Origin of the sequence: Streptomyces sp. WP-1, from assembly GCF_030450125.1 — a bacterium.
GTDB classification, from domain to species: domain Bacteria; phylum Actinomycetota; class Actinomycetes; order Streptomycetales; family Streptomycetaceae; genus Streptomyces; species Streptomyces incarnatus.
Window position 1 is genome coordinate 4353398 of record NZ_CP123923.1, and the last position, 20013, is coordinate 4373410.

Genomic DNA, 20013 nt, shown 5'->3' on the forward strand with positions numbered 1-20013 from the left:
GGGTGGAGCCCGACGCCGACGCCGACGGCCCCGCTCGTCCCGTCTTCCGGGTCCTGGGGGAGTGGCTCGCGGCGTGCTGGGGCTCACGCCCCCACGTACTCCGCCAGATGTTCCCCGGTGAGCGTGGAGCGGGCCGCGACCAGGTCGGCCGGGGTGCCCTCGAAGACGATCCGGCCGCCGTCGTGCCCGGCGCCGGGGCCGAGGTCGATGATCCAGTCGGCGTGCGCCATGACCGCCTGGTGGTGCTCCACCACGATGACCGACTTGCCGGAGTCCACCAACCGGTCGAGCAGGGCGAGGAGTTGGCCGACGTCGGCCAGATGGAGGCCGGTGGTCGGCTCGTCCAGGACGTAGATCCCGCCCTTGTCGGCCATGTGCGTGGCCAGCTTCAGGCGCTGCCGTTCACCGCCGGACAGCGTGGTGAGCGGCTGCCCGAGGGTGAGGTAGCCGAGGCCGACGTCGGCGAGCCGGCCGAGGATCCGGTGGGCCGCCGGGGTGTGCGCCTCGCCCGCGCCGAAGAACTCCGCCGCCTCGGCCACCGGCATCGCCAGCACCTCGCTGATGTCCCGCCCGCCGAGCCGGTACCGCAGCACCGACGCCTCGAACCGCCTGCCCTCGCACTCCTCGCACGTCGTGGCCACCCCGGCCATCATCGCCAGGTCGGTGTAGACGACGCCCGCGCCGTTGCAGTTCGGGCAGGCGCCCTCCGAATTGGCGCTGAACAAGGCGGGCTTGACCCCGTTGGCCTTGGCGAACGCCTTGCGGATCGGGTCCAGCAGCCCGGTATAGGTCGCCGGGTTGCTGCGCCGCGAGCCGCGGATCGGCGCCTGGTCGACCGATACGACACCCTCGCCCGCCGGGACGGACCCGTGCACCAGCGAACTCTTCCCGGACCCGGCCACCCCCGTGATCACGGTCAGCACCCCGAGCGGGATGTCCACGTCCACCCCGCGCAGGTTGTGCGCCGTGGCACCGCGGATCTCCAGCGCCCCGGTGGGCTCGCGCACCGCCTTCTTCAGCGCGGCCCGGTCGTCCAGGTGCCGTCCGGTGAGGGTGCCCGCGGCCCGCAGCCCCGCGAGGTCGCCCTCGTAGCAGACCGTGCCGCCCGCGGTGCCCGCCCCGGGGCCGAGGTCCACCACATGGTCGGCGATCGCGATCACCTCGGGCTTGTGCTCCACCACGAGCACCGTGTTGCCCTTGTCCCGCAGCCGCCGCAGCAGCCCGTTCATCCGCCGCACGTCGTGCGGGTGCAGACCGGCGGAGGGCTCGTCGAAGACGTACGTCACATCGGTCAGCGAGGAGCCGAGGTGCCGGATCATCTTCACGCGCTGCGCCTCGCCGCCCGACAGCGTGCCCGAGGGCCGGTCCAGCGAGAGATAGCCGAGGCCGATCTCCACGAACGAGTCCAGGGTGCCCCGCAGCGAGTCGAGCAGCGGCGCCACCGACGGCTCGGCGAGCCCCCGTACCCACTCCGCCAGATCGCTGATCTGCATCGCGCACGCGTCCGCGATGCCGACCCCCGCGATCTTCGAGGAGCGGGCCGCCTCGGTCAGCCGGGTCCCGTCGCAGTCCGGGCAGACCGTGAAGGTGACCGCCCGGTCCACGAACTCCCGGATGTGCGGCTGCATCCCCTCCCGGTCCTTGGCCAGCATCGACCGCTGGATGCGCGGGACCAGACCCTCGTAGGTCATGTTGATCCCCGCGATCTTCATCCGGGTCGGCTCGCGGTACAGGAAGTCGGCCAGCTCCCGCTCGGTGTACGAGCGGATCGGCTTGTCCGGGTCCACGAGGCCGGACTCGGCGTACAGGCGGTAGTTCCAGCCGCCGGCCTTGTAGCCGGGCACGGTCAGCGCGCCCTCGTTCAGCGACTTGCCGTCGTCGTAGAGCTGGGTGAGGTCGAGGTCGGTGACGGTGCCCCGGCCCTCGCAGCGCGGGCACATGCCGCCCGTGACGCTGAAGCTGCGCCGCTCCTTGACCTGCCGGCCGCCCCGCTCCACGGTGACCGCGCCCGCCCCGCTGATCGAGGCCACGTTGAAGGAGAACGCCTTGGGCGAGCCGATGTGCGGGGTGCCGAGCCGGCTGAAGAGGATGCGCAGCATGGCGCCCGCGTCGGTGGCGGTGCCGACGGTGGAGCGCGGGTCGGCGCCCATCCGCTGCTGGTCCACGATGATCGCGGTGGTCAGCCCGTCCAGGACGTCCACCTCGGGCCGCGCGAGGCTGGGCATGAAGCCCTGCACGAACGCGCTGTACGTCTCGTTGATCAGCCGCTGCGACTCCGCGGCGATGGTGTCGAACACCAGCGAGCTCTTGCCGGATCCGGACACCCCGGTGAACACGGTGAGGCGGCGCTTGGGGATCTCGACGCTGACGTCCTTGAGGTTGTTCTCACGGGCGCCGTGCACCCGGATCAGGTCATGGCTGTCGGCGGCGGGGGCGGCGGCGTTGGCGGCGTCCATGCGGGCCACGGTAGCCGGGGGCGCGGGAGAACCGCTTCTCCGATTCTGACCGGTTCCGGCGTACCCCCGGTCGCGCTCCCGTCCGGAGCGCTTGCCGCAGCGCCGGCTGCCTCGCCTCGCCCCCCTGATCGCCGGCTGCCCCGCGCCGTCCCCCGGCTTCCTCATCCGCTCCACGGCGACGCGGTGATCTCCGGCGGCTCCCAGACCGAGCAGTCGTGGGCGAAGAGCACGCGCCGGGGGCCGACGTCGGCGAGCCGGTCCAGCCGGCGCCGATAGGGCGGAAGCGGCTGCTCCACGCTCTGAAGTGCCGCCTGGCGGGCCAGTTGCTCGGAGGCGAAGTCGTATGCCTGGCCGGCCAGGAGGGGGTTCCCGCCGCAGTGGTCGAAGTGCAGATGGCAGTTCACGACGAGGGAGATGTCGTCGAGGGCGACTCCGGACGCCGCCAGGGCGTCCCGCAGCGCCCGCCGCCGGGGCCGGTGGTGCGCCTCGGTCTGCGGCTCCCCGTCGCCGATGCCGGTGTCGAAGAGGATCAGCCCCCTGTCGTGTCGCACCAGGTAGGCGAGGACGGGTTCCACCCGCGGCCGCGGGCCGCCCGTCTCCGCCGCGGGCCGGACGAAACATCCCGGATCGAGCCGGCGCACCGCCGTCCTCGTGCCCCTGCCGGGCCCCCTTCGCCCGTTCCCAGTCGAGGTGATCAGCCGAGCCTCTTCTGAAAAGGGAGCTTGCTCGTTATGGCTACTCCGCGAGGCTCGAAGTGAAATGAACGGTTACGTGTGACGTGCGATCACCCTGAGCGCGAGCTCTCGTGCGTGGTCGGCTGCCGCCGGTCCGCGGCTCGGGTCGGGCGCCTCGGAGAGGAAGACGAGAGCCAGCATCAGTGCGGCGTCCAGTCGGCACACCAACAAGCACGGATCGCTGTCGGGCGGAACCATTGCCGTCATCGCGTATCCGCTGCGGATCGCTTCCATATCGAGCTCGTTCTCCGGATACCGCGCATACTCGACAAGGCGCCCAAATTCCACCGAGGGGGACCCGAGCAGGGCGTTCGACCAATCCAGCAGGGCGACGGTCTGCCCCTGCCGCCGTCGGATGTTGTCGCTGCGGACGTCGAGGTGCAGGAGGCTGGCCCCGGTGAGGCTGGTGAGATGTCCGGCGACAAGAGACGCGTCCGGCGGTTCGGGCCAGTCGTCGACAAGGCGGCCGATCTCGGCCCAACGGCGCCCGATACGTGCGGTGATCGCGCTCGCCGTAGGCACTCCCTCCGACGCGACGGGCGTCAGACGCGGTGGCGGCACCTGATGAAGCCGCGCGAGGAGCCGCCCCAGCGCGAAGGAGTCGAGATCCGATCCGTCGTCGGGGACATATGCGGACAGCAGTACGTCGGGGGATGCCGGCTCGTCCGCCAGGACGAGTTCCTTCGCCTCAGGGACGGGCAGACCGTGGGCGGTCAGATGCCTCGCGATCTCGTACTCCTGCCGGAGCAGGGCCCGGGTGTCCACATGGGGGTCATTGGCGTTCGAGTCGAATCGCCGGTGCGCGAGACGTACCGCGACGGGCTGCCCGTCGCGCCCTCGCGCCCGATGGACGGAGAATTCCAGACCCTTGCCGACCAGTTCCAGGTCGCTCAAGCCCCACCGTTCGGCCAGGCTGTCCAACTCGGCGAATCGCTTACTCATCATGTGCGCCTTCGGGGGTCTTGCGGTCGTCGGTGATCCTGCTGTCCTTCAGCAGATTGAAAGCGATGGGCACGCACATCACCAGTGTGACCGCGCCGCCGACCGCGAAGGCCGTCTGCGGCCCCGCCGACGTGCCCAGCCAGCCGAAGATCAGCGCGCCGAGGGGCATCGTCCCCCAGGCGAACAACCGATACACGCCCGTTGCCCGGCCGAGGAGGTGATCCGGGATGAGTTCCTGCCGCAGGGAGACAGCCACGACGTTCCAGACCATGAGGCCGAACCCGGCGACGCAGTATCCGGCGGTGACCACGTACACGCTGTCGGTTGCCGCCACCGCCAGACCTCCCAGACCCATCAGGGCCAGGTTCCCGATCAGGGTGGGGACCCGGCCCATCGCTGCGGTCATACGGCTCGCGGCCATGCTGCCGACCACGCCCCCGGCAGCTCCGGCGGCCAGCAGTGCCCCGTACGCGGCGTCCGGGAGTTCGAGCACGTCGCGCACCAGGACGACGAAGACGGCGATCTGTCCCAGGTACACAGCGTTGATGACGCCCGCGGAGAGGGTCAGGGCGCGCAACAGAGGGTCACGCAGCACGTGGACCAGGCCCTCGCGGATGTCGGTCAGGAGCTGTGGCCTGGCAGTGGATTGCTCGGGCTGCGGCCCGCGAACGCCGGTCAGCAGCGCCGCGGACATCAGGAAGGAGAGTGCGTCGAGCAGGAGGGGAATCGCCCTGCCCGCCACGAAGAGCACGCCGCCGAGCACATGTCCCAGCAGATCGCGGCCCACGGTCTGGACCGCGAAGAGCCGGCCGTTCGCCGCCTCCAGCTTCTCTTTGGGGACGATGCTCGGCAGCAGCGCGAAGGACGCGCAGTCGAACAGCACCTCCCCGACACCCAGCAGGAACGCCGCGGTCATCAGGGGCCACAACGTCAGCCAGCCGCAGGCGAGCAGCACCACGGTGACGATCAGCGTCAGGGCGCGCAGCAGGTCGGCGATGACCATCAGGCGACCGCGCTCGAACCGGTCGGCATACGCCCCTGCCGGCAGTCCGAACAGCAGCCAGGGCACCGTCGTGGCCGCGGTGACCGCGGACACCTGGAACGCGTCGCGCAGCAGCGCGGCGGACAGCAGCGGAAGGGCGGCGAAACGCATGCCGTCGCCGACAGCCGACGCGCTCGCAGCACCGATCACCCGGTGATAGCCGGAACCGAAGCGAAAGGTGGTGTCTGCGCTCACCTCGGGCTCCCCGGTGAGAACACGGCGCACCGCAGCTCGCTGGTGTAGCGATGACCGTGCACGCTCAGCCAGCGTTGGTCGGGCGTGGGCAACATCTCGGAGATCTCCAGTGTGCCGTCCTTCCGTGCGGCCAGTCGGCACAACTGCCGTACCAGGAGCGGAGCCTGCCAGTCGACGTAGATCGGCTTCGGCTCATCGGGGACCTTGACGAAGACGTGCCGGGGCAGGCCGAGCTCGGAACGCAGTCGGCAGGCCGCGACGAACTCCGCGGCCTCCTCGCCGCCCGTCTGTCCCACGGGGCCGTCGAAGGCGGCCGCACCACGCAGGCGGGCGGCGGGGACCCGCCAGGTCTCGCGTTGCAGGACGACACGGCCACAGCGGATACGGGGGATGTGCTCCAGTGTGGGGGCGTCCAGTCCCGCCCCGCCGAAGTGACGCGGGAAAGCGAACGGGGAGAGCGGGTCCTGGCGGATGCTCGGTCCGCCGGCCGGGGGTGCCATGAGTCGTAGCCTTCCCGCGACACCCTGGGCACGCAGTTCCAGCCGTCCGTCACGGAGCACGACGTACAGCTGGGAGGGCTGCACCACCCGGTCGCGCGACTGCCCGGAACGGCCGTAGACCTCCAGGTCGTAGCAGGGGTAGACGAGCTGCGTCGACGACTTGTCCGGGTGGCCACGTGACAGGTTGGCGAGGACCTCGCCGTCGTCGAGCAGGGACAGGTAGCCCTCGTACACCGCTGGCAGCAGCTCCGGGGCGCGTTCCTGGATCAGGGGGCCGAAGCTGGTGTGGGTGATGACCTCCCGGACGGCGTGGCAGTCTCCGATCACCGCGGTGAACCGGCCCTCCCGCAGGTCCTGACGACGTGCGGCAGCGAACAGCACGTCCGGATCGACGACTGCCGCAGGCGTACGGGGATGGGCAGCGAGGATCGCCTCCATCCGGTCCCTTTCCACGACGACCTCCGGCCGGTCCACACCCCCCTCCCCCAGCAGGGCGTCGGTGATCACCCGGTCGAGCGCCGCCAGTTCGGCCTCAACGGCGGCGCACTCCTCCTCAAGGGCGTGCCGGTCCCGGAAGAACTCCGAGTAGAGGCGGTCCAGGGGGACCTCGACATCGGCGCCGAAGTGCTCCGTCACCCATCGCGTGAGAACGGCGAGCTCACGCCGCATGCGCAGCCGTGGACGCGCGAGCACGGTCTCGTACACGATCGACAGTTCGTCCGTGATGAAACGGGCGATGTCCGGGCCGATGGTCAGGCCGGCCGGCTCGCCGTGGGCCTCCTCGAACAGGACGCTCCGGTCGGCGTAGTGCAGGCCGCCGTTGCGGTTCGCGGGGGTTCCCGTCAGTTTCTCGAACCTGGCCTTGGTCGCGGCCAGTGCGGCAGGCCGCTCGGCAAGGGGCAGCTTCGCGAAGCGGGCCAGGTCCTCCTCGAAGTGACCGATGGCGGAGAGGATCGGCGCGGCCTGCCCCGGTGGAGCGGAGAGCAGCTGTCGGCGCAGGACGGCCAGGGGCTCGTGATCGCCGACAGGGATCTCGAACTCGGCCACCACCCACTCTTGCGCGACCAGCTCCTTCAGCACCAGGTCGAAGGGGACGGGGATGCGGGAACCGAACTCGGTATCCCACTCCGAGCGCAACTCGCGGAGCGATCGTTCGCCGTCGCAGCGCTGCCACAGCCATTCCTCGTGCGCTGCCACCTCCCTGCCCCCGAGATGTCGGAAGTTCCAGTCGGTGTCCAGCCCGTCCCGAGTGGTGAACGCGTAGAGGTCGATACGGCCGTCGCGCAGGAAGGACAGCGGGCGCCTGCGAGGACGTACGAAGTCGAACAGGCCGGGGACCGCAGCGGCGCTCTGGGCGAGCTTCTCCGCGGCCCAGTGGCTGAAGAGCGTCCGGCGCTCCATCTCCCGTTCCGAGGTCCATGCGATGCCCGGCACTTCCCCGACCCGGCCCACGGTGAACGGTCCGAAGTGGGAGTGGGTCTCGTTCTTCGTTGTCACCCGCTGGAGGTACATGGTGAGCAGGTCGGTCATTCTGCGGGTGTGCCGCCCCATATCCCCCTGGAAGGTGTCGAGCCACGCGGCGAACTCCGGGTACGCAGCGTCGTTCGACAGCAGCAGCACTTGCCGCAGGTGCTCGTCGCCGAACGCCTCGACCACGGCGGTTCTCGCGCGCTCCAGCCGGGTGCGGTGCCGGGCGGCAAAGGCATCCTGTTCCCCGGCGAACTCCTCTGCCAAGGCCTGGTAGGCGCGCAGAGTGCGTGCCGCCTCGTCGGGCAGCGCTGCGGTGGCCCGCCGCAGTTCACGGCCTGGCAGCGGCCGCAGCTGCCCCACGCGCGACGCCGACTGCGGGCAACCGGGGACCTGGTGCTGCCGCAGCACCGGCTTGAGTTCCCGCGCCAGCGAAGTCAGCCGGCTCCTGCTCTCCAGGAGAGCGTGGGCCTCATCGACGGAGGCGGGGTCCACGAGGGGGGTGAGCGCCTCCATCGGGAAGCCGGCCTGCCGGAGCACGACGATCGGTACAAGCCTCCACGCCCCGCCCGGGACGGTGCTGGTGGCGGTCTGGGGGTCGTTGACGCTGGTCACAGCCCTGCCTCGGTACTCGTGCGGACGGGACGACGGTCGTGCAGCGCGTCGATGACGGCCAGGGGATCCGCGGGGAGAGCGGGCAGCAGGCCGGGCCGCGGCGCCCAGGGCTTGACCCGCGCCCCGTGGTAGTCGGACCCGGCTGTCGCGACGAGGCCAAGCAGGTCGCACACGTCGGTGAGGCGGGCGCTGACAGCCGGCGTATGCCAGCTCGTCCACACTTCGAGCCCTGCCAGTCCGGCTTCCGCCAGTGGCTTCAGCAGCTCCACGCATTCGGAAACGTCCAGGCCCGTCACGAACGTGCCGGGGTGTGCGAGGACGGCGGCCCCGCCCGCCTCCTCGATCCATGACAGGACGTCGGCCACGTCGGGCTTCTCAGGATGCTCCACATGGAGTGGCCGACCGGGACGACACCAGTCGGCCACGAGCCGGTCGTACGCCTCGGCCGTGTAAGCGGCGAACCTCGGGTCGCCGTGCGTTGCCTCCAGCAGCAGGGCGAGATAGTCGCCGACGTAGGCCACACGGTGGCCGCCGAGGCGCCGCACCACATCGTCCCAGGTGAGCGGCACTCCTATGGCCTGGACGCGGTCGGTCCAGGTGCGCCACCACACCAGTTCGGCGTCGTGGATGCCACCGATCCGTTCCCGGAACTTCGGGTCACGGGGGTCGACGAAGTAGGCCAGGCAGTGGGTCTCCTCGCCACGCCAGGTGGCGGTGATCTCGCAAGCCGGTACGACGGTGAGGCGTCCGCCGATGGCCTGATCGAACGCGGCGATGCCGGCCACGGTGTTGTGGTCAGTCACGGCGGCCACGCGTAGCCCGGCGTCGACACAGCGCCGCGCCAGCTCTGCCGGAGCCTCGTCCCCGTCGGAGTGCCGGGTGTGCAGATGCAAGTCGACCGAGGTGGCGAGAGTGGCGGACGGCCCCCGCATCAATGCGCTCCGGGAAGGGTACGCCGCCAGGACGCGGCCAGCCATCGCTCGTACTCGGGGCCGGCTGGGGTGTCCATGACCAGGCACAGTGGTTCGATGATCCGCCCCGGGCCGCCGGCCAGGCCGCCGTGGAGCATGGTGAGGTTGTGGCCGAACAACAGGTCGCAGTGCTCACCCGGTGCGAGTACTTCCCAGCGGCGTCGGAACTGTGCCCAGGTCAGGCCGGTGGCCATGAGCACCTGATGGCAGAAGAGACGTGCCGCCTCGCCCTCGCAGTCCCCGCAGGCACAGCGCTGGGCCAGTGGCACGGCGGCGGGGTGGCGAACCCGTTCCTCCTTCGTCAGCACGGCCTCGCCGTGGTGGAAGGACAGGCCGTGCCAAAGGGGCTCCTCCAGACCGAGCATGGCTCCGAACGACGGATAGGCGCAGCCGTGCTCCGGCTGACGCTCCAGCCCCCGGCGCAGGTTGGCACCGATCCAGCGTGCCGCAGCGGCCGGCCGATCGTCCCCGGCTTCGATGCCACGCCGGTCGAGCACGTCGTCGATGACGCCGAGCCAGTCGTAGTACGTCGTGACGCTCAGTCCTTCTCCCACGTCGGGGAGGAAGATGCCCTGGTACATCTTGTGCGCGGGAGTGGTGGTGTAGCCGGAGCTGCCGAACTCTCTCCAGGCGGGATCCCAGTCGGGCGCGTCCTGGAGGCTGGGCGTCAGATAGGAGCAGTGCTGTCCGTCGTGGTGGGGCAGCAGGGTCCGGGTGGAGAAGCCCTCGGGTACGTACGTCTGCTGCGACCGGTCGATCTCCAGCCGCATCTTTGCGGGGGCGCCACGGGCGATCAGCGCGGCGCGGATCCGTCCGGCCAGGGCTGTCGACAGCCGACGGCTCTCCTCGACGCCCAGCCGCAGGCGGCCGATACGGAACACCGCGAAGCCAACCCGGTGGATGACGCCGACGGACGCGGCGGCCAAGTCGTCCAGTGCCTGTTCGCGCCGGTCCTGCGGCCCAAAGACGAGACCGGTGCAGTCGAACTGAGCCTCTGTGGGGGTGAATTTCACTGGTGCTCCAGGGGTTCGTCAAAGGTGCCGTCGGACCAGGGCGCGAACTCGGACGCAACGCACTCGGTGCGGAACAGGAACTCGAAGAGCAGGCGTGCCGCGATCTGGGCGGTGCCACCGGACGGGTCGTAGCGAGGTGCGACCTCCGCCACGTCGACGGCGCCTACGGGAAGCGCGCGGAGTTCCTCGTAGACGTCGAGGAGGTCCCCGGTGCTGATGCCGCCCATGGTCACGTGGCCGGTGCCGGACGCCGAGGCGCTGTCGAGCACGTCGATGTCGAGCGAGACGTAGACCGTGTCACACCGCGAGCCGAGTTCCTCGATGAGGGGGCGCAGAGCGGCGGCGGCGCCGTCCCTGACGATCTGGGAGCCCGGCACGACGTGGAAGCCGCTGTCGATCAGACCTCGGTACTGGTCGTACTTGGTCACGTCGCCGACGCCGACGAAGGCCATGTCCTCCGGACGCATCTGTGGGATCTCGCTGATCCTGCGGGAGTTGGAGCCGTGGTACAGCGGCCCGTGCAGCGTGCTCCAGTTGCCGAAATCGAAGTGATGGTCGATGTTGATGAACCCCACGCGGCCCGCGCCGCGGTCGAGCCGCCCGGCACGGAAACCGGCGAACGTCGGGAAGGTGCACGAGTGGTCACCGTTGAGGAAGATCAGACGCGGCGCGGACTGGCTCAGCCGACGGCTCTCCGCCGCGACGGCCTGGAACGTCCGCACGGTGTTCGTCGGGTAGACGTGCAGGTCACCGGCATCCGCGACCTGGGGGGCGCGGTAGCGGAACGCCTGGCCGGTACGGGTGTCCAGCATCCGCCACTGTCCCAGACTGGTCAGATAGCTGGAGAAGACCAGGCTTGCCTGGCGGATGGCCCGGGGCCCTTCCGCGGCTCCCGGCCGGGAACTGGCGGTGGCGTCGAAAGGAACACCGGACACCACCCAGCCGTCCTCTCCCACGTCCACCCGGTCGGCGCGGGTGGTGGGGGTACCGAAGAGCGTCGCGACACCCGCCCATCCCGGAAGCGGGTCCTCCGCGAAGTCCTCGGCCTTGACACCGTTCTGCAGCGCTTCGAAGTCGGGGAGCTCGGTCATGTCACTTCTCCTGCGCAGAGGACGTGGGAACGGTCACCGGGGTGCGGATGATGTCGTGCGCAGCGGCGATCTTCTCCTGGAACAGGTCCCAGCTCGCTTCGGGAGACAGATGCTGCGGCCGGTAGACGACGGGTACGTCCTCCCGCCAGTCGGCGAAGTCCCAGTTGAATATGCGCTCACGCAGCCTCGGGAAGTCCGGGGTGAGCGGGTAGGGAACGAAGTTGTAGAGGTTGAAGAGCCACAGCGCCGAGCTGTTCTCCCGCATCCAGTCGACGGTCTGGCCGTGCGCGGCTTCCGTCTCCTCGTCGAGGCCGCCCATCATGTTGAGCACGACCTTCAGGCCGGCGTCGCTCAACTTGTGGATTTTCGTGGTGTAGTCGTCGAGGCCGCGTGAGAGTTTGTTGAGCCGTTTCAGCATCTGGGAGTCGGCCGACTCGAAGCCGAGTTCCACGGCGACGACGCCGAGTTCCCGCATGGCGTCGACGATCCAGTCCTTCACCTGCATGACATGTGTCTGCACGATGAACCGGTATCCGGGCCGGTCGCGGAAGACGTCCAACAAGTTGGCGACCGCTTCGCGTGACTGGCCGAATGTCTTGTCGCCGATGTAGAAGAGCCGGGTGTCCGGGAACCGGGCGGTGAGTTCGTCCACTTCCTGCTCAAGGGCGCCCTTCTCCACGAGGGTGAGCTGCTTGCTCCAGGCGTCGCCGCAGAAAGAGCACTGGTACAGGCATCCGTGGCTGGCGTTGAGCCGCAGCAGAGGAACCCGGCCCTCGTAGCCGCCGAGATGGCGGTAGTCCGGTGCCCAGGTGATCCGCTCGGACACCAGCCCGGGCAGAAGAGGCTTCTCCAGGCCCCCGCCCGCTCCGGAGGCGAGGCCCACGAGCCTGCGCACGAAGGTGGCGTCGAGCTGGCCGCGGTGTACCGCGTGGACGGAACCGTCCGGGGCGAGTGGGGCCATGTTCCCGCCGAGGACGACACGGCGTCCGGCGTGCTCCAGGTGTTTGGCCACGTCCAGCGCGAGGCGGAAGTTCTGGGCGAGAGGGGACATGAGGACCAGATCGCCGGGGGTTGTCGCCTCCAGCAATGGTTCGGAGCAGGCGTCCGGTTCCGCCGGCGTCCTCGACAGGTCACGGAAGACGGAGTCGATGCCCGCAGTGTCCAGCAGCGCAGTCAGATGGGCGACCCACAGCGGCATCTCCCACAACCCGTCGGACGGGATGAAGTACTCGGGGAGCAGCGCCCGGAACCTCCGGTCGTAGTCGTCGTAGTAGCTCGACAGGTGGATGTCCGGGTCATGACTGGAGGGGAAAGGAAGTTGGACTATGCAGCTCTTGGGCATGGTCGTCCCTTTGCTCGATGATGATGGGGCATCCTCGAAGTGGAGCGGTCAGCTGGAACCGCGGGAGAAGACCGCACAGCGCAGCTCGCTCGTATGGCGTTCTCCGTCGATCTCGAGCCAGAGTTGTTCCGGCGACGGGAGCATTTCGCTGAATTCCAAGGGGGAGTCCGACCTCCGGGCAAGACGGAAGATCTGCCTGACGAGGAGAGGGGACTCCCAGTCGACGTACACCGGTTTCGGCTCGCCGGGGATCTTCAGGAAACCGTGGCGGGGCAGGTCCAGGTCACGGCGGAGCCTGCGAGCGGCGGCGAACTCGGCCGCATCCCCCTTTGCCGGGCGCCCCCCGGGGCTCCATCCGCGAAGGGCGTTCGCGGATATGCGCCAGCGCTCCCGATGCAGTACGACGCGGCCGCAGCGGATGCGTGGCAGATGGTCGTGACCGGTGCTGCGTATTCCGACGCCTCCGAAGTGCCGGGGGAAGGCGAACGGGGACAACGGGTCCTGGCGGATGCTCGGTCCGCCGGCCAGCGGGGCGAGCAGCTTCAGCCGGCCCTCCATTCCCTGGGCGCGTAGCTCCAGGCGTTCGGCGGTCGCCACGACGTACAGCTGATGGGGCTGGAGCACGGCGCCCCGATCCTTCGGGGACAGTCCGTGGACCTCCAGGTCCGGGCAGGGATAGGTCAGTTGGGCGGCGGTCTTGTCAGGATGTGCGCGGGAGAGGTCGATCAGCACCTCGTCCTCGTCGAGAAGGCTCTGGTACCGCGTGTAGATCTCGTCGAGCAGGTCCGGAGCCTCGGCCTGCATCATCGAGGCGAAGCTGGAGTGGGTGAGCGCCTCGCGGACGGCATGGCAGTCGCCCACGACGGCGAGGAAGTCGCCGTCGGCGAGCGCGTCGGCGTCCAGTGCGGCGAGCATGACGTCCGGATTGCACAGCGCCGGTGGCGTGGCCGGATGGCGCGCGAGCAGTTCCTCCAGCTGACCCCGGTCGACGACCGTCTCGTGCTGATCGCCGGTGGTTCCTGCCAGCAGTACGGTAGTGATCTCGTGGTCGAGCGTCGCGATGTCCCGGTCCACTTCCTCGCACTGTCGGGCGAGCTGCGGCTTGTCCTCGAAGAAGCCGGCGTAGAAGTGCTGGAGAGGGACGGGGTTTCCCAGGCCGAAGCGTTCCTTCATCCAGCCGTGCAGGATTTCCTGCTCGCGGCGGATACGGAGCCGGGGGGCGAGGAGTGTCAGATTGTAGACCACGGACAGTTCGCGGCTGATGAGGTTCTCGACGTCGTGGCCGAGGGTCATGTTCCGGACGGGGCTGTACGCCTCCTCATAGAGAACGCTCCGGTCGGAGTAGTGCAGTCCCTGGGAACGGTTGGCTGCCGTCCCGGTGATCTCCTCGAACTTCTTCTTGAGGCTGCTCAGCAGGGCTGCACGGTCCTCGACCGGGCCGTCGGCGAACTGCCGCAGTGCATCGGCGAACCACTGCACCACCGCGAGCTCGGCTGTCCCTTCCTTCAGGTGTCCGGTCAGCGTCTGGAGAGGATCGGCGGCTCCGACGGGAATTTCCCAGCGTGCCATCAGCCAGCCGTCGCTCACCAGTTCATGCAGCACCTCGTCGAAAGTGCGCTGGGACGGGGTGCCGCCGCGTCGCGTCCATGCGGCGCGGAGCTGTGCCACTGTGCGCTCGCCTTCGCACAGATCCCACAGCCACGTCTGGTCGTTGTCGAACGTTTCGGCCGTCACCTCGACGAAGCGCCAGTCGTCCGGCATGCCCGTCCGCGTCTCGAAGGCGTACAGCCGGATCCGCGAATCCTGGCTGAACGCGAGCGGGCGCCGCCGAGGACGTACGGTCTCGAAGTGCTCAGGGCGGCCGCTGAACGCTTCGGCGATCGCTTCACCTGCCCAGTGGCTCAGGAAGGCGATGCGCCGCAGTGGACCGGTGGACCAGGAGATCCCCGCGGTGGCGGGTGCCGTCCGGGCCACCGCGAGAGGGCCGAAGTGCGAATGTGTCTCGTTCTTCGTCGTGACCCGCTGGAGATACATGGCGAGCAGGTCGGTCATGCGCTTGACGTGCCCGTCCGAACCTCCTCCGCCACCGTCGATCCATCCGGCGAACTCCTCGAAGCGTGCGTCGTTCGACAGGAGCAGAACCTGTTGGAGCGCGGGGTCCCGGAAGAGGCGTACGACAGTCTCCCGGCCGCGCATCAGCGCGGCAGCGTGATCCTTCTCGAAGGACACCCACACGCTGTCCAGGGCCAGAACCGCGTCCTGGTAGCGCTTGACCATCTCCATGGACGTCGGGCCGAGGTCTGTCTCCAAGCGTGCGAGATCCCGCGGCGAAAAAGGCCGCAGCATGCCCACCCCGGAGGCGATGTCCCCCTTCGTACCCACGCGCTCCTCGCGCAGCACCGCCTTCAGCCGTTGCCCGATCTGAAGCGCCTCGTCGCAGCGGGCGAGTACGGCATCCGCGGCTCTCGGAGTCGACGAGTCGGCGAGTTTGTGCAGGAGAGAGCAGGGGAATCCGGCGTGGCGCAGCAGCATGATCGGAGCGAGCGCCCACTCGCTGCGGTCACTGGAGTGGTCGGTCGGGATGTTGCCACCCCGAAGCCATGCGTCGTCCTGATGCTGTCCTCGCCCGTTCATGACCGCCCCTGTTGCCGCTCAGTGCCCACAACAGGGTGTGACGCTAGTCATGCAATGAGACGTCTTCAATGGCATATGCGTGGGCTCGCCGACTTCAAGCCAAAGATGGGGCGATCACGCGACACCTGTCGTGCTCGGGCCCGACCCGGGGGCTCGACACCCTCACGCACTATTGCAAGCGGGTGCTTGCAATTGTTAGCGGGGGTGGGGCATGGTGGAGGCATGGCATCGCTGAACGTCGGCAATCTCGGTGAGTATCTGCGCGAGCAGCGGCGGAACGCCCAGCTGTCGCTGCGGCAGCTCGCCGAGGCGGCCGGGGTGTCCAATCCGTATCTGAGCCAGATCGAGCGCGGGCTGCGCAAGCCCAGCGCGGAGGTGTTGCAGCAGGTCGCCAAGGCCCTGCGGATCTCCGCCGAGACGCTGTACGTCCGCGCCGGCATCCTCGACGCCGAGCGGGACCGGGACGAGGTGGAGACGCGCGCCGTCATCCTCGCCGATCCCTCGCTCAACGAGCGGCAGAAGCAGGTGCTGCTCCAGATCTACGAGTCCTTCCGCAAGGAGAACGGATTCGGGACCGGCGAACCCGCGGGTGAGGACGGCGCGGAGCAGGGAACGGACGACGACGATGCCGGCTCGCGGCGGACGGCCGGCTGACGCCGGACCAGGGCACCGGGCGCCCACCGCGAACCACACCACCTCAGCCGAACGCGAGATCCGGGAGGACCTGATCACCATGGCCATCACCGACGACCTGCGCAAGACCCTCAGCGACCCGACCCCGCTCTACTTCGCCGCCGGTACCGCCGACCTCGCCCTCCAGCAGGCCAAGAAGGTGCCCGCGCTGGTCGAGCAGCTGCGCGCCGAGGCCCCGGCCCGGATCGAGAAGGTGCGCGGCACCGACCCGAAGGCCGTGCAGGAGAAGGCCACCGCCCGGGCCAAGGAGGCCCAGGAGACCCTCCAGACCAAGGTCACCGAGCTGATCGGCGGCTTCGACGTCGACCTGAAGAAGCTCGGCGAGCAGGCCCAGGACCTCGCCCTGCGCGGCGTGGGCGTCGCCGCCGAGTACGCCGTCAAGGCCCGCGAGGCCTACGAGAAGGTCGCCGAGCACGGCGAGGCTGCCGTGAAGACCTGGCGCGGCGAGGCCGCCGAGGACATCGAGGAGCTGGCCATCGTCGTCGAGGGCAAGCCCGAGCCCGTCGAGGTCAAGGACGAGGCCGGCCGGCCCAAGGTCGCCACGCCCGAGGCCGCCGCGGAGAAGAAGGCCGCCGCCGCCCGGAAGTCCCCGGCCGCCCGCAGGACCACCCCCACGAAGAAGCCCACCCCGCCGGCCCAGTGACCGCGCGGGCGGCGGCGGGCCGGACGTCTTTGGGGTGTCCGGCCCGTTCCGCCCGTTCTATGGGTACGGTTGCGGCGTAGGGACCGAGCGGCGGAACGGGAGCGGTGGCAAGCATGCTGATGTTGGGCTTCGCGGGATTCATGGGGATCCTGAAGATCGTCCTCATGGCCCTGGCCGCGTTCGCGCTCGTCGACGCCGCGGTGCGGCGCGAGGACGCCTTCCGCGCGGCCGACAAGCAGAACAAGGTCTTCTGGCTGATCATCCTGGGCATCGCCCTGGTCGCCAGCGTGATCTTCTCGGTCCTGGCAATCCTGCCGATCGCCGGCGCCGTGGCCAGCATCGTCTACATCGTGGACGTACGCCCCGCGCTCAGGCAGGTCACGGGCGGCGGAGGCTACGGCCGCCGCGGCAGCAGCAGCGACGGTCCGTACGGCCCCTGGAACGGCGGGCGCTGAGAACACCCCGCCCCGCGAGGGACGCGGCCCGCCCCCGTGAGGGGCGTGGGGAACCGCGCGAGCGGCCACGACGGCCCCGCGGTCCGCGGCGGCGAGGAGCGACCCCTACGCCGTCCGGTCCAGCAGCACCACCGCCACGTCGTCCGCCAGCTCGCCCTCGTTGAGCCGGCGCACCTCCTGCACCGCGGCCCGCAGCAGCTCCTCGCCCCGCAGCCCCTCGGCGAGCTGGCGGCGGATCATCTCCACCATGCCGTCCTGGCCGAGCCGCTCCCCGCCGGCCCCGACGCGGCCCTCGATCAGCCCGTCGGTGTAGAGCATCAGGCTCCACTCGGCGCCCAGCTCCACCCGCTTCCGCGACCAGTGCGACCCGGGCAGCATGCCGAGGGCGGGACCGTTGTCGTCGTACGGCAGCAGCCGCGCCGGTACGCCGGGGCGCACCAGCAGCGGGGCCGGATGGCCGGCCAGGCACAGCCCCGCGTGGCGGCCGTCGGGCGCGATGTCCACCGTGCACAGCGTCGCGAAGATCTCCTCGTCCGGCCGCTCGTGCTCCAGCACCTCCTGGAGCGTGCCCAGCAGCTCGTCCCCGCACAGCCCCGCGAGGGTGAGCGCCCGCCAGGCGATCCGCAGCTCCACGCCGAGCGCCGCCTCGTCCGGGCCGTGCCCGCAGACGTCGCCGATCATGGCGTGCACCGTGCCGTCGGGGGTGCGCACGGCGTCGTAGAAGTCGCCGCCGAGCAGGGCGCGCGAGCGGCCCGGACGGTACCGGGCCGCGAACCGCAGCGAGGAGCCGTCGAGCAGCGGTGTGGGCAGCAGCCCCCGCTCCAGGCGCCGGTTCTCCTGCGCCCGCAGCCGGCTCTCGGTGAGCCGGCGTTCCGCGGTGTCGGATCGTTTCCGCTCCACCGCGTAGCGGACGGCTCGGCTGAGCAGCCGGCTGTCCAGCTCGTCCCGGACGAGGTAGTCCTGCGCGCCGACGCGCACCGCCTCCGCGCCACGCTCGGCGTCGCCGGAGCCGGTCAGGGCCAGCACGGCATGCCGGGGCGCGAGCTGGAGGACGTGGTGCAGCACGGCCAGCTCGTCGTCGGTGTCGCTGCCGCCCGGCGCGGGCAGCGCCAGGTCCAGCAGGATGCAGTGGACGTCGTCGGTGAGCAGCCGCTCGGCCTCGGTGAGGTTGCGGGCGGTGCGCACCCGGACCGGCTTGCCGGCCGAGTCCAGCAGTTCGGGCACGATCGGCGAGCCGACCGGGTCGTCCTCGATCAGCAGCAGGGTGAGAGTGGCGCCGCTCACGGGCGCGGCGTCGCGGTGGGCCTCTTCCTTGAGGGGGCCGCCGACGGCGCCGGCGGCCTGCGCCTGACCACTCTCCACGGCCGGGATCGCTCTCTGCCGCGGTACGGGTACGGGCATCGTCTGGGTTCCTTCCCTCCCCCCGAGGGCACGGCGGTGTCGAGGGGTCTCGACCCACCGACGGGTGACCCTAGCGGGTGGGGCCACCTCGATGGAATGGTGTGAGCCCCGTCGCTCCGGCGCAGGCCACTGTCATATGCCGCTTTCCGTACCGCAGTTGGACAGCGAACCGGGCCCCGGGGGATGACGAAGCTCACGTCCTGCCCCGGTTTGCGCGGGGGTTGGCGGTGGAGTGGGTCACATGGCCCGTGCCACCGGGACGAAAGCCGTATAACGGCAGCCGTATAACGCGGCTCACGCGACGCGGCTCACGCGACGCGGCTCACGCGACGCGGCTCACGCGACGCGCCTCACGCCCCCGCGCCGGGCGGCCGACATCCCCGTGCCGGGAAGGCCGACATCCTCGTGCCGGGAAGGCCGACATCCTCGCGCCGGGGGCGACAACCCCGCGCCGGGCGGCCCGACATCCCGCCCCGCGCAGGCCCACCTCCCCGCCCCGCGCGGCCCGCTCCCGTCACGCGTCGGGTCGTACGACCCCCAGGATCGGCATCGAACCCGCGCCCGCGACCGTCACCGAACGCCCCGGACGCGGGGCCTGGATGATCGCGCCGTCCCCTATGTACAGGGCGACATGGCTGGCGTCGTCGAAGTAGATGACGAGGTCGCCGGGCCGCATGTCCTTGACGTCGACGTGCTTGAGCTGCTGCCACTGCTCCTGGGAGGTGCGCGGGATGGGGCGGCCGGCCGCGGCCCACGCCTGGGAGGTCAGCCCCGAGCAGTCGAAGGAGTCCGGGCCCGCGGCGCCCCATACATACGGCTTGCCGAGCTGGGCGGTGGCGAACGCCACGGCCTTCTCGCCCGCCGCCGACGCCTTGCCGTGGATCCGGTCGAGGATGCCGGTGTCCAGCCAGGCGGTCTGCGCCTTCAGCGCGGCCTTCTGCTCCAGCTGCGCGAGCCGTTCGCGCTGCTTCTCCTCCAGCGAGGACTCCAGCTTCTTCGCGGCGTCGATCTGCTGCTGGATCTTCTTCTTGGCGCTCGCCTTGGCCTTGCGGTCGGCGTCCAGCTTCTTCCACTGGGCGGCCGCGTCGGCGGCGTAGTCCCGCAACTGCTGCTGGGTGTATGTCCGTTCGCCGATCAGATGGTTGGCCGCCTGCTGGCTCTGGAGGACCAGGCCCGCGCCGTCCAGGAACTGGTCCGGGTCGTCGCTGAGCAGGAACTGGGCGGTGGGCGGCACCCCTCCGGTGCGGTACTGCTCCCGGGCCGCCGCACCCGCCTGGTCCTTGAGCTGCGCGAGCTTGCGCTGCCCGGCCTCGATCTTCTTGGCCAGCGAGACGATCTCGGCGGACTGCTTCTTCGTCTTCTCCTCCGCCGCGTTGTACGCGTCGGTGGCCACGGCCGCGTCGTGGTAGAGCTTGTCCAGCTTCTCGCGGACCTGCTCAAGGTCCTTGTCCGGCACGGGTTCCGGCTTCGTGCCGGCCGCCGGACCGGTGCCCTGCGGGGGTGCCGGCGCGGCGAGCGCCGTCCCGGGTGCCGCGAGTACGGCCACCGCGCAGACCACGGTCAGGGCGGCCGCGAGCAGACCGCGCTTGCCCGTACCCATACCTACCCCCCAGCTGATTTACCGTCAGTAACTTATGGACGCCTGAGGGATCGTGCCACGACCGCGCGCAAAGCGACAGAGGCCATGAGGAAAGTCGGATTTCCCCCCGGTGCGGCCAAGTCGACGATCACCGCGCCCGTCCGACGATCACCTCGTCCGTCTGACGAACGACGCGCCGGGTTCGTTCCGTCGCCCGCCCACCCGAAGGGGTGGTTTGCA

The 20013-nt window shown here is 70.1% G+C and carries 15 protein-coding genes; 3 read left to right on the forward strand and 12 right to left on the reverse strand.

Annotated features, from left to right (window positions below):
- Window positions 1–83: 83 nt before the first annotated feature.
- The 10 genes from QHG49_RS19010 to QHG49_RS19055 form a co-directional block, all read right to left on the reverse strand.
- Window positions 84–2456, reverse strand: coding sequence for an excinuclease ABC subunit UvrA (locus tag QHG49_RS19010; protein WP_301490451.1), 2373 nt, complete (start codon window positions 2454–2456; stop codon window positions 84–86).
- A gap of 161 nt (window positions 2457–2617) precedes the next feature.
- The gene (locus QHG49_RS19015; protein WP_370530484.1) at window positions 2618–3097 is read right to left on the reverse strand and encodes an MBL fold metallo-hydrolase; all 480 of its coding nucleotides are present in this window, start codon (window positions 3095–3097) and stop codon (window positions 2618–2620) included.
- A gap of 126 nt (window positions 3098–3223) precedes the next feature.
- Complete coding sequence (locus QHG49_RS19020) at window positions 3224–4132, reverse strand: phosphotransferase family protein (protein ID WP_301490452.1); 909 nt, start codon at window positions 4130–4132, stop codon at window positions 3224–3226.
- The gene (locus tag QHG49_RS19025; protein WP_301490453.1) at window positions 4125–5369 is read right to left on the reverse strand and encodes an MFS transporter; all 1245 of its coding nucleotides are present in this window, start codon (window positions 5367–5369) and stop codon (window positions 4125–4127) included. Before QHG49_RS19025 ends, QHG49_RS19020 begins: the two co-directional genes overlap by 8 nt.
- On the reverse strand, window positions 5366–7951 hold the full coding sequence (locus tag QHG49_RS19030; protein ID WP_301490454.1) for a lantibiotic dehydratase: 2586 nt from the start codon (window positions 7949–7951) through the stop codon (window positions 5366–5368). Before QHG49_RS19030 ends, QHG49_RS19025 begins: the two co-directional genes overlap by 4 nt.
- Window positions 7948–8883: a PHP domain-containing protein gene (locus QHG49_RS19035; protein ID WP_301490456.1), complete on the reverse strand. Its 936-nt coding sequence runs from the start codon at window positions 8881–8883 to the stop codon at window positions 7948–7950. Before QHG49_RS19035 ends, QHG49_RS19030 begins: the two co-directional genes overlap by 4 nt.
- A complete protein-coding gene (locus QHG49_RS19040; protein ID WP_301490457.1) occupies window positions 8883–9935 on the reverse strand; it encodes a hypothetical protein in 1053 nt (350 codons plus the stop codon). Before QHG49_RS19040 ends, QHG49_RS19035 begins: the two co-directional genes overlap by 1 nt.
- On the reverse strand, window positions 9932–11026 hold the full coding sequence (locus tag QHG49_RS19045; RefSeq protein WP_159702674.1) for an arginase family protein: 1095 nt from the start codon (window positions 11024–11026) through the stop codon (window positions 9932–9934). Before QHG49_RS19045 ends, QHG49_RS19040 begins: the two co-directional genes overlap by 4 nt.
- 1 nt (window position 11027) lies before the next feature.
- Window positions 11028–12368, reverse strand: a complete 1341-nt coding sequence (locus QHG49_RS19050; RefSeq protein WP_301490458.1) for a radical SAM protein — start codon at window positions 12366–12368, stop codon at window positions 11028–11030.
- 48 nt (window positions 12369–12416) lie between these two features.
- Window positions 12417–15002 (reverse strand): lantibiotic dehydratase, encoded by a 2586-nt coding sequence (locus QHG49_RS19055; RefSeq protein WP_301490459.1) that lies wholly within the window; start codon window positions 15000–15002, stop codon window positions 12417–12419.
- Between the two features lie 222 nt (window positions 15003–15224).
- Between QHG49_RS19055 and QHG49_RS19060 the strand changes: the two genes are divergently transcribed.
- The 3 genes from QHG49_RS19060 (at window position 15225) to QHG49_RS19070 (ending at window position 16793) form a co-directional block, all read left to right on the forward strand.
- Window positions 15225–15656 (forward strand): helix-turn-helix transcriptional regulator, encoded by a 432-nt coding sequence (locus QHG49_RS19060; RefSeq protein WP_145485823.1) that lies wholly within the window; start codon window positions 15225–15227, stop codon window positions 15654–15656.
- A gap of 79 nt (window positions 15657–15735) precedes the next feature.
- On the forward strand, window positions 15736–16338 hold the full coding sequence (locus QHG49_RS19065; protein WP_159702662.1) for a hypothetical protein: 603 nt from the start codon (window positions 15736–15738) through the stop codon (window positions 16336–16338).
- Window positions 16339–16451: 113 nt separating this feature from the next.
- Window positions 16452–16793, forward strand: coding sequence for a DUF2516 family protein (locus QHG49_RS19070; protein ID WP_167532264.1), 342 nt, complete (start codon window positions 16452–16454; stop codon window positions 16791–16793).
- A gap of 105 nt (window positions 16794–16898) precedes the next feature.
- Here QHG49_RS19070 and QHG49_RS19075 read toward each other — a convergent pair whose 3' ends face one another.
- A complete protein-coding gene (locus QHG49_RS19075) occupies window positions 16899–18194 on the reverse strand; it encodes a PP2C family protein-serine/threonine phosphatase (RefSeq protein WP_159702659.1) in 1296 nt (431 codons plus the stop codon).
- A 514-nt stretch (window positions 18195–18708) separates the two neighbouring features.
- Window positions 18709–19794, reverse strand: coding sequence for a C40 family peptidase (locus QHG49_RS19080; protein WP_301490460.1), 1086 nt, complete (start codon window positions 19792–19794; stop codon window positions 18709–18711).
- Between the last annotated feature and the right edge of the window lie 219 nt (window positions 19795–20013).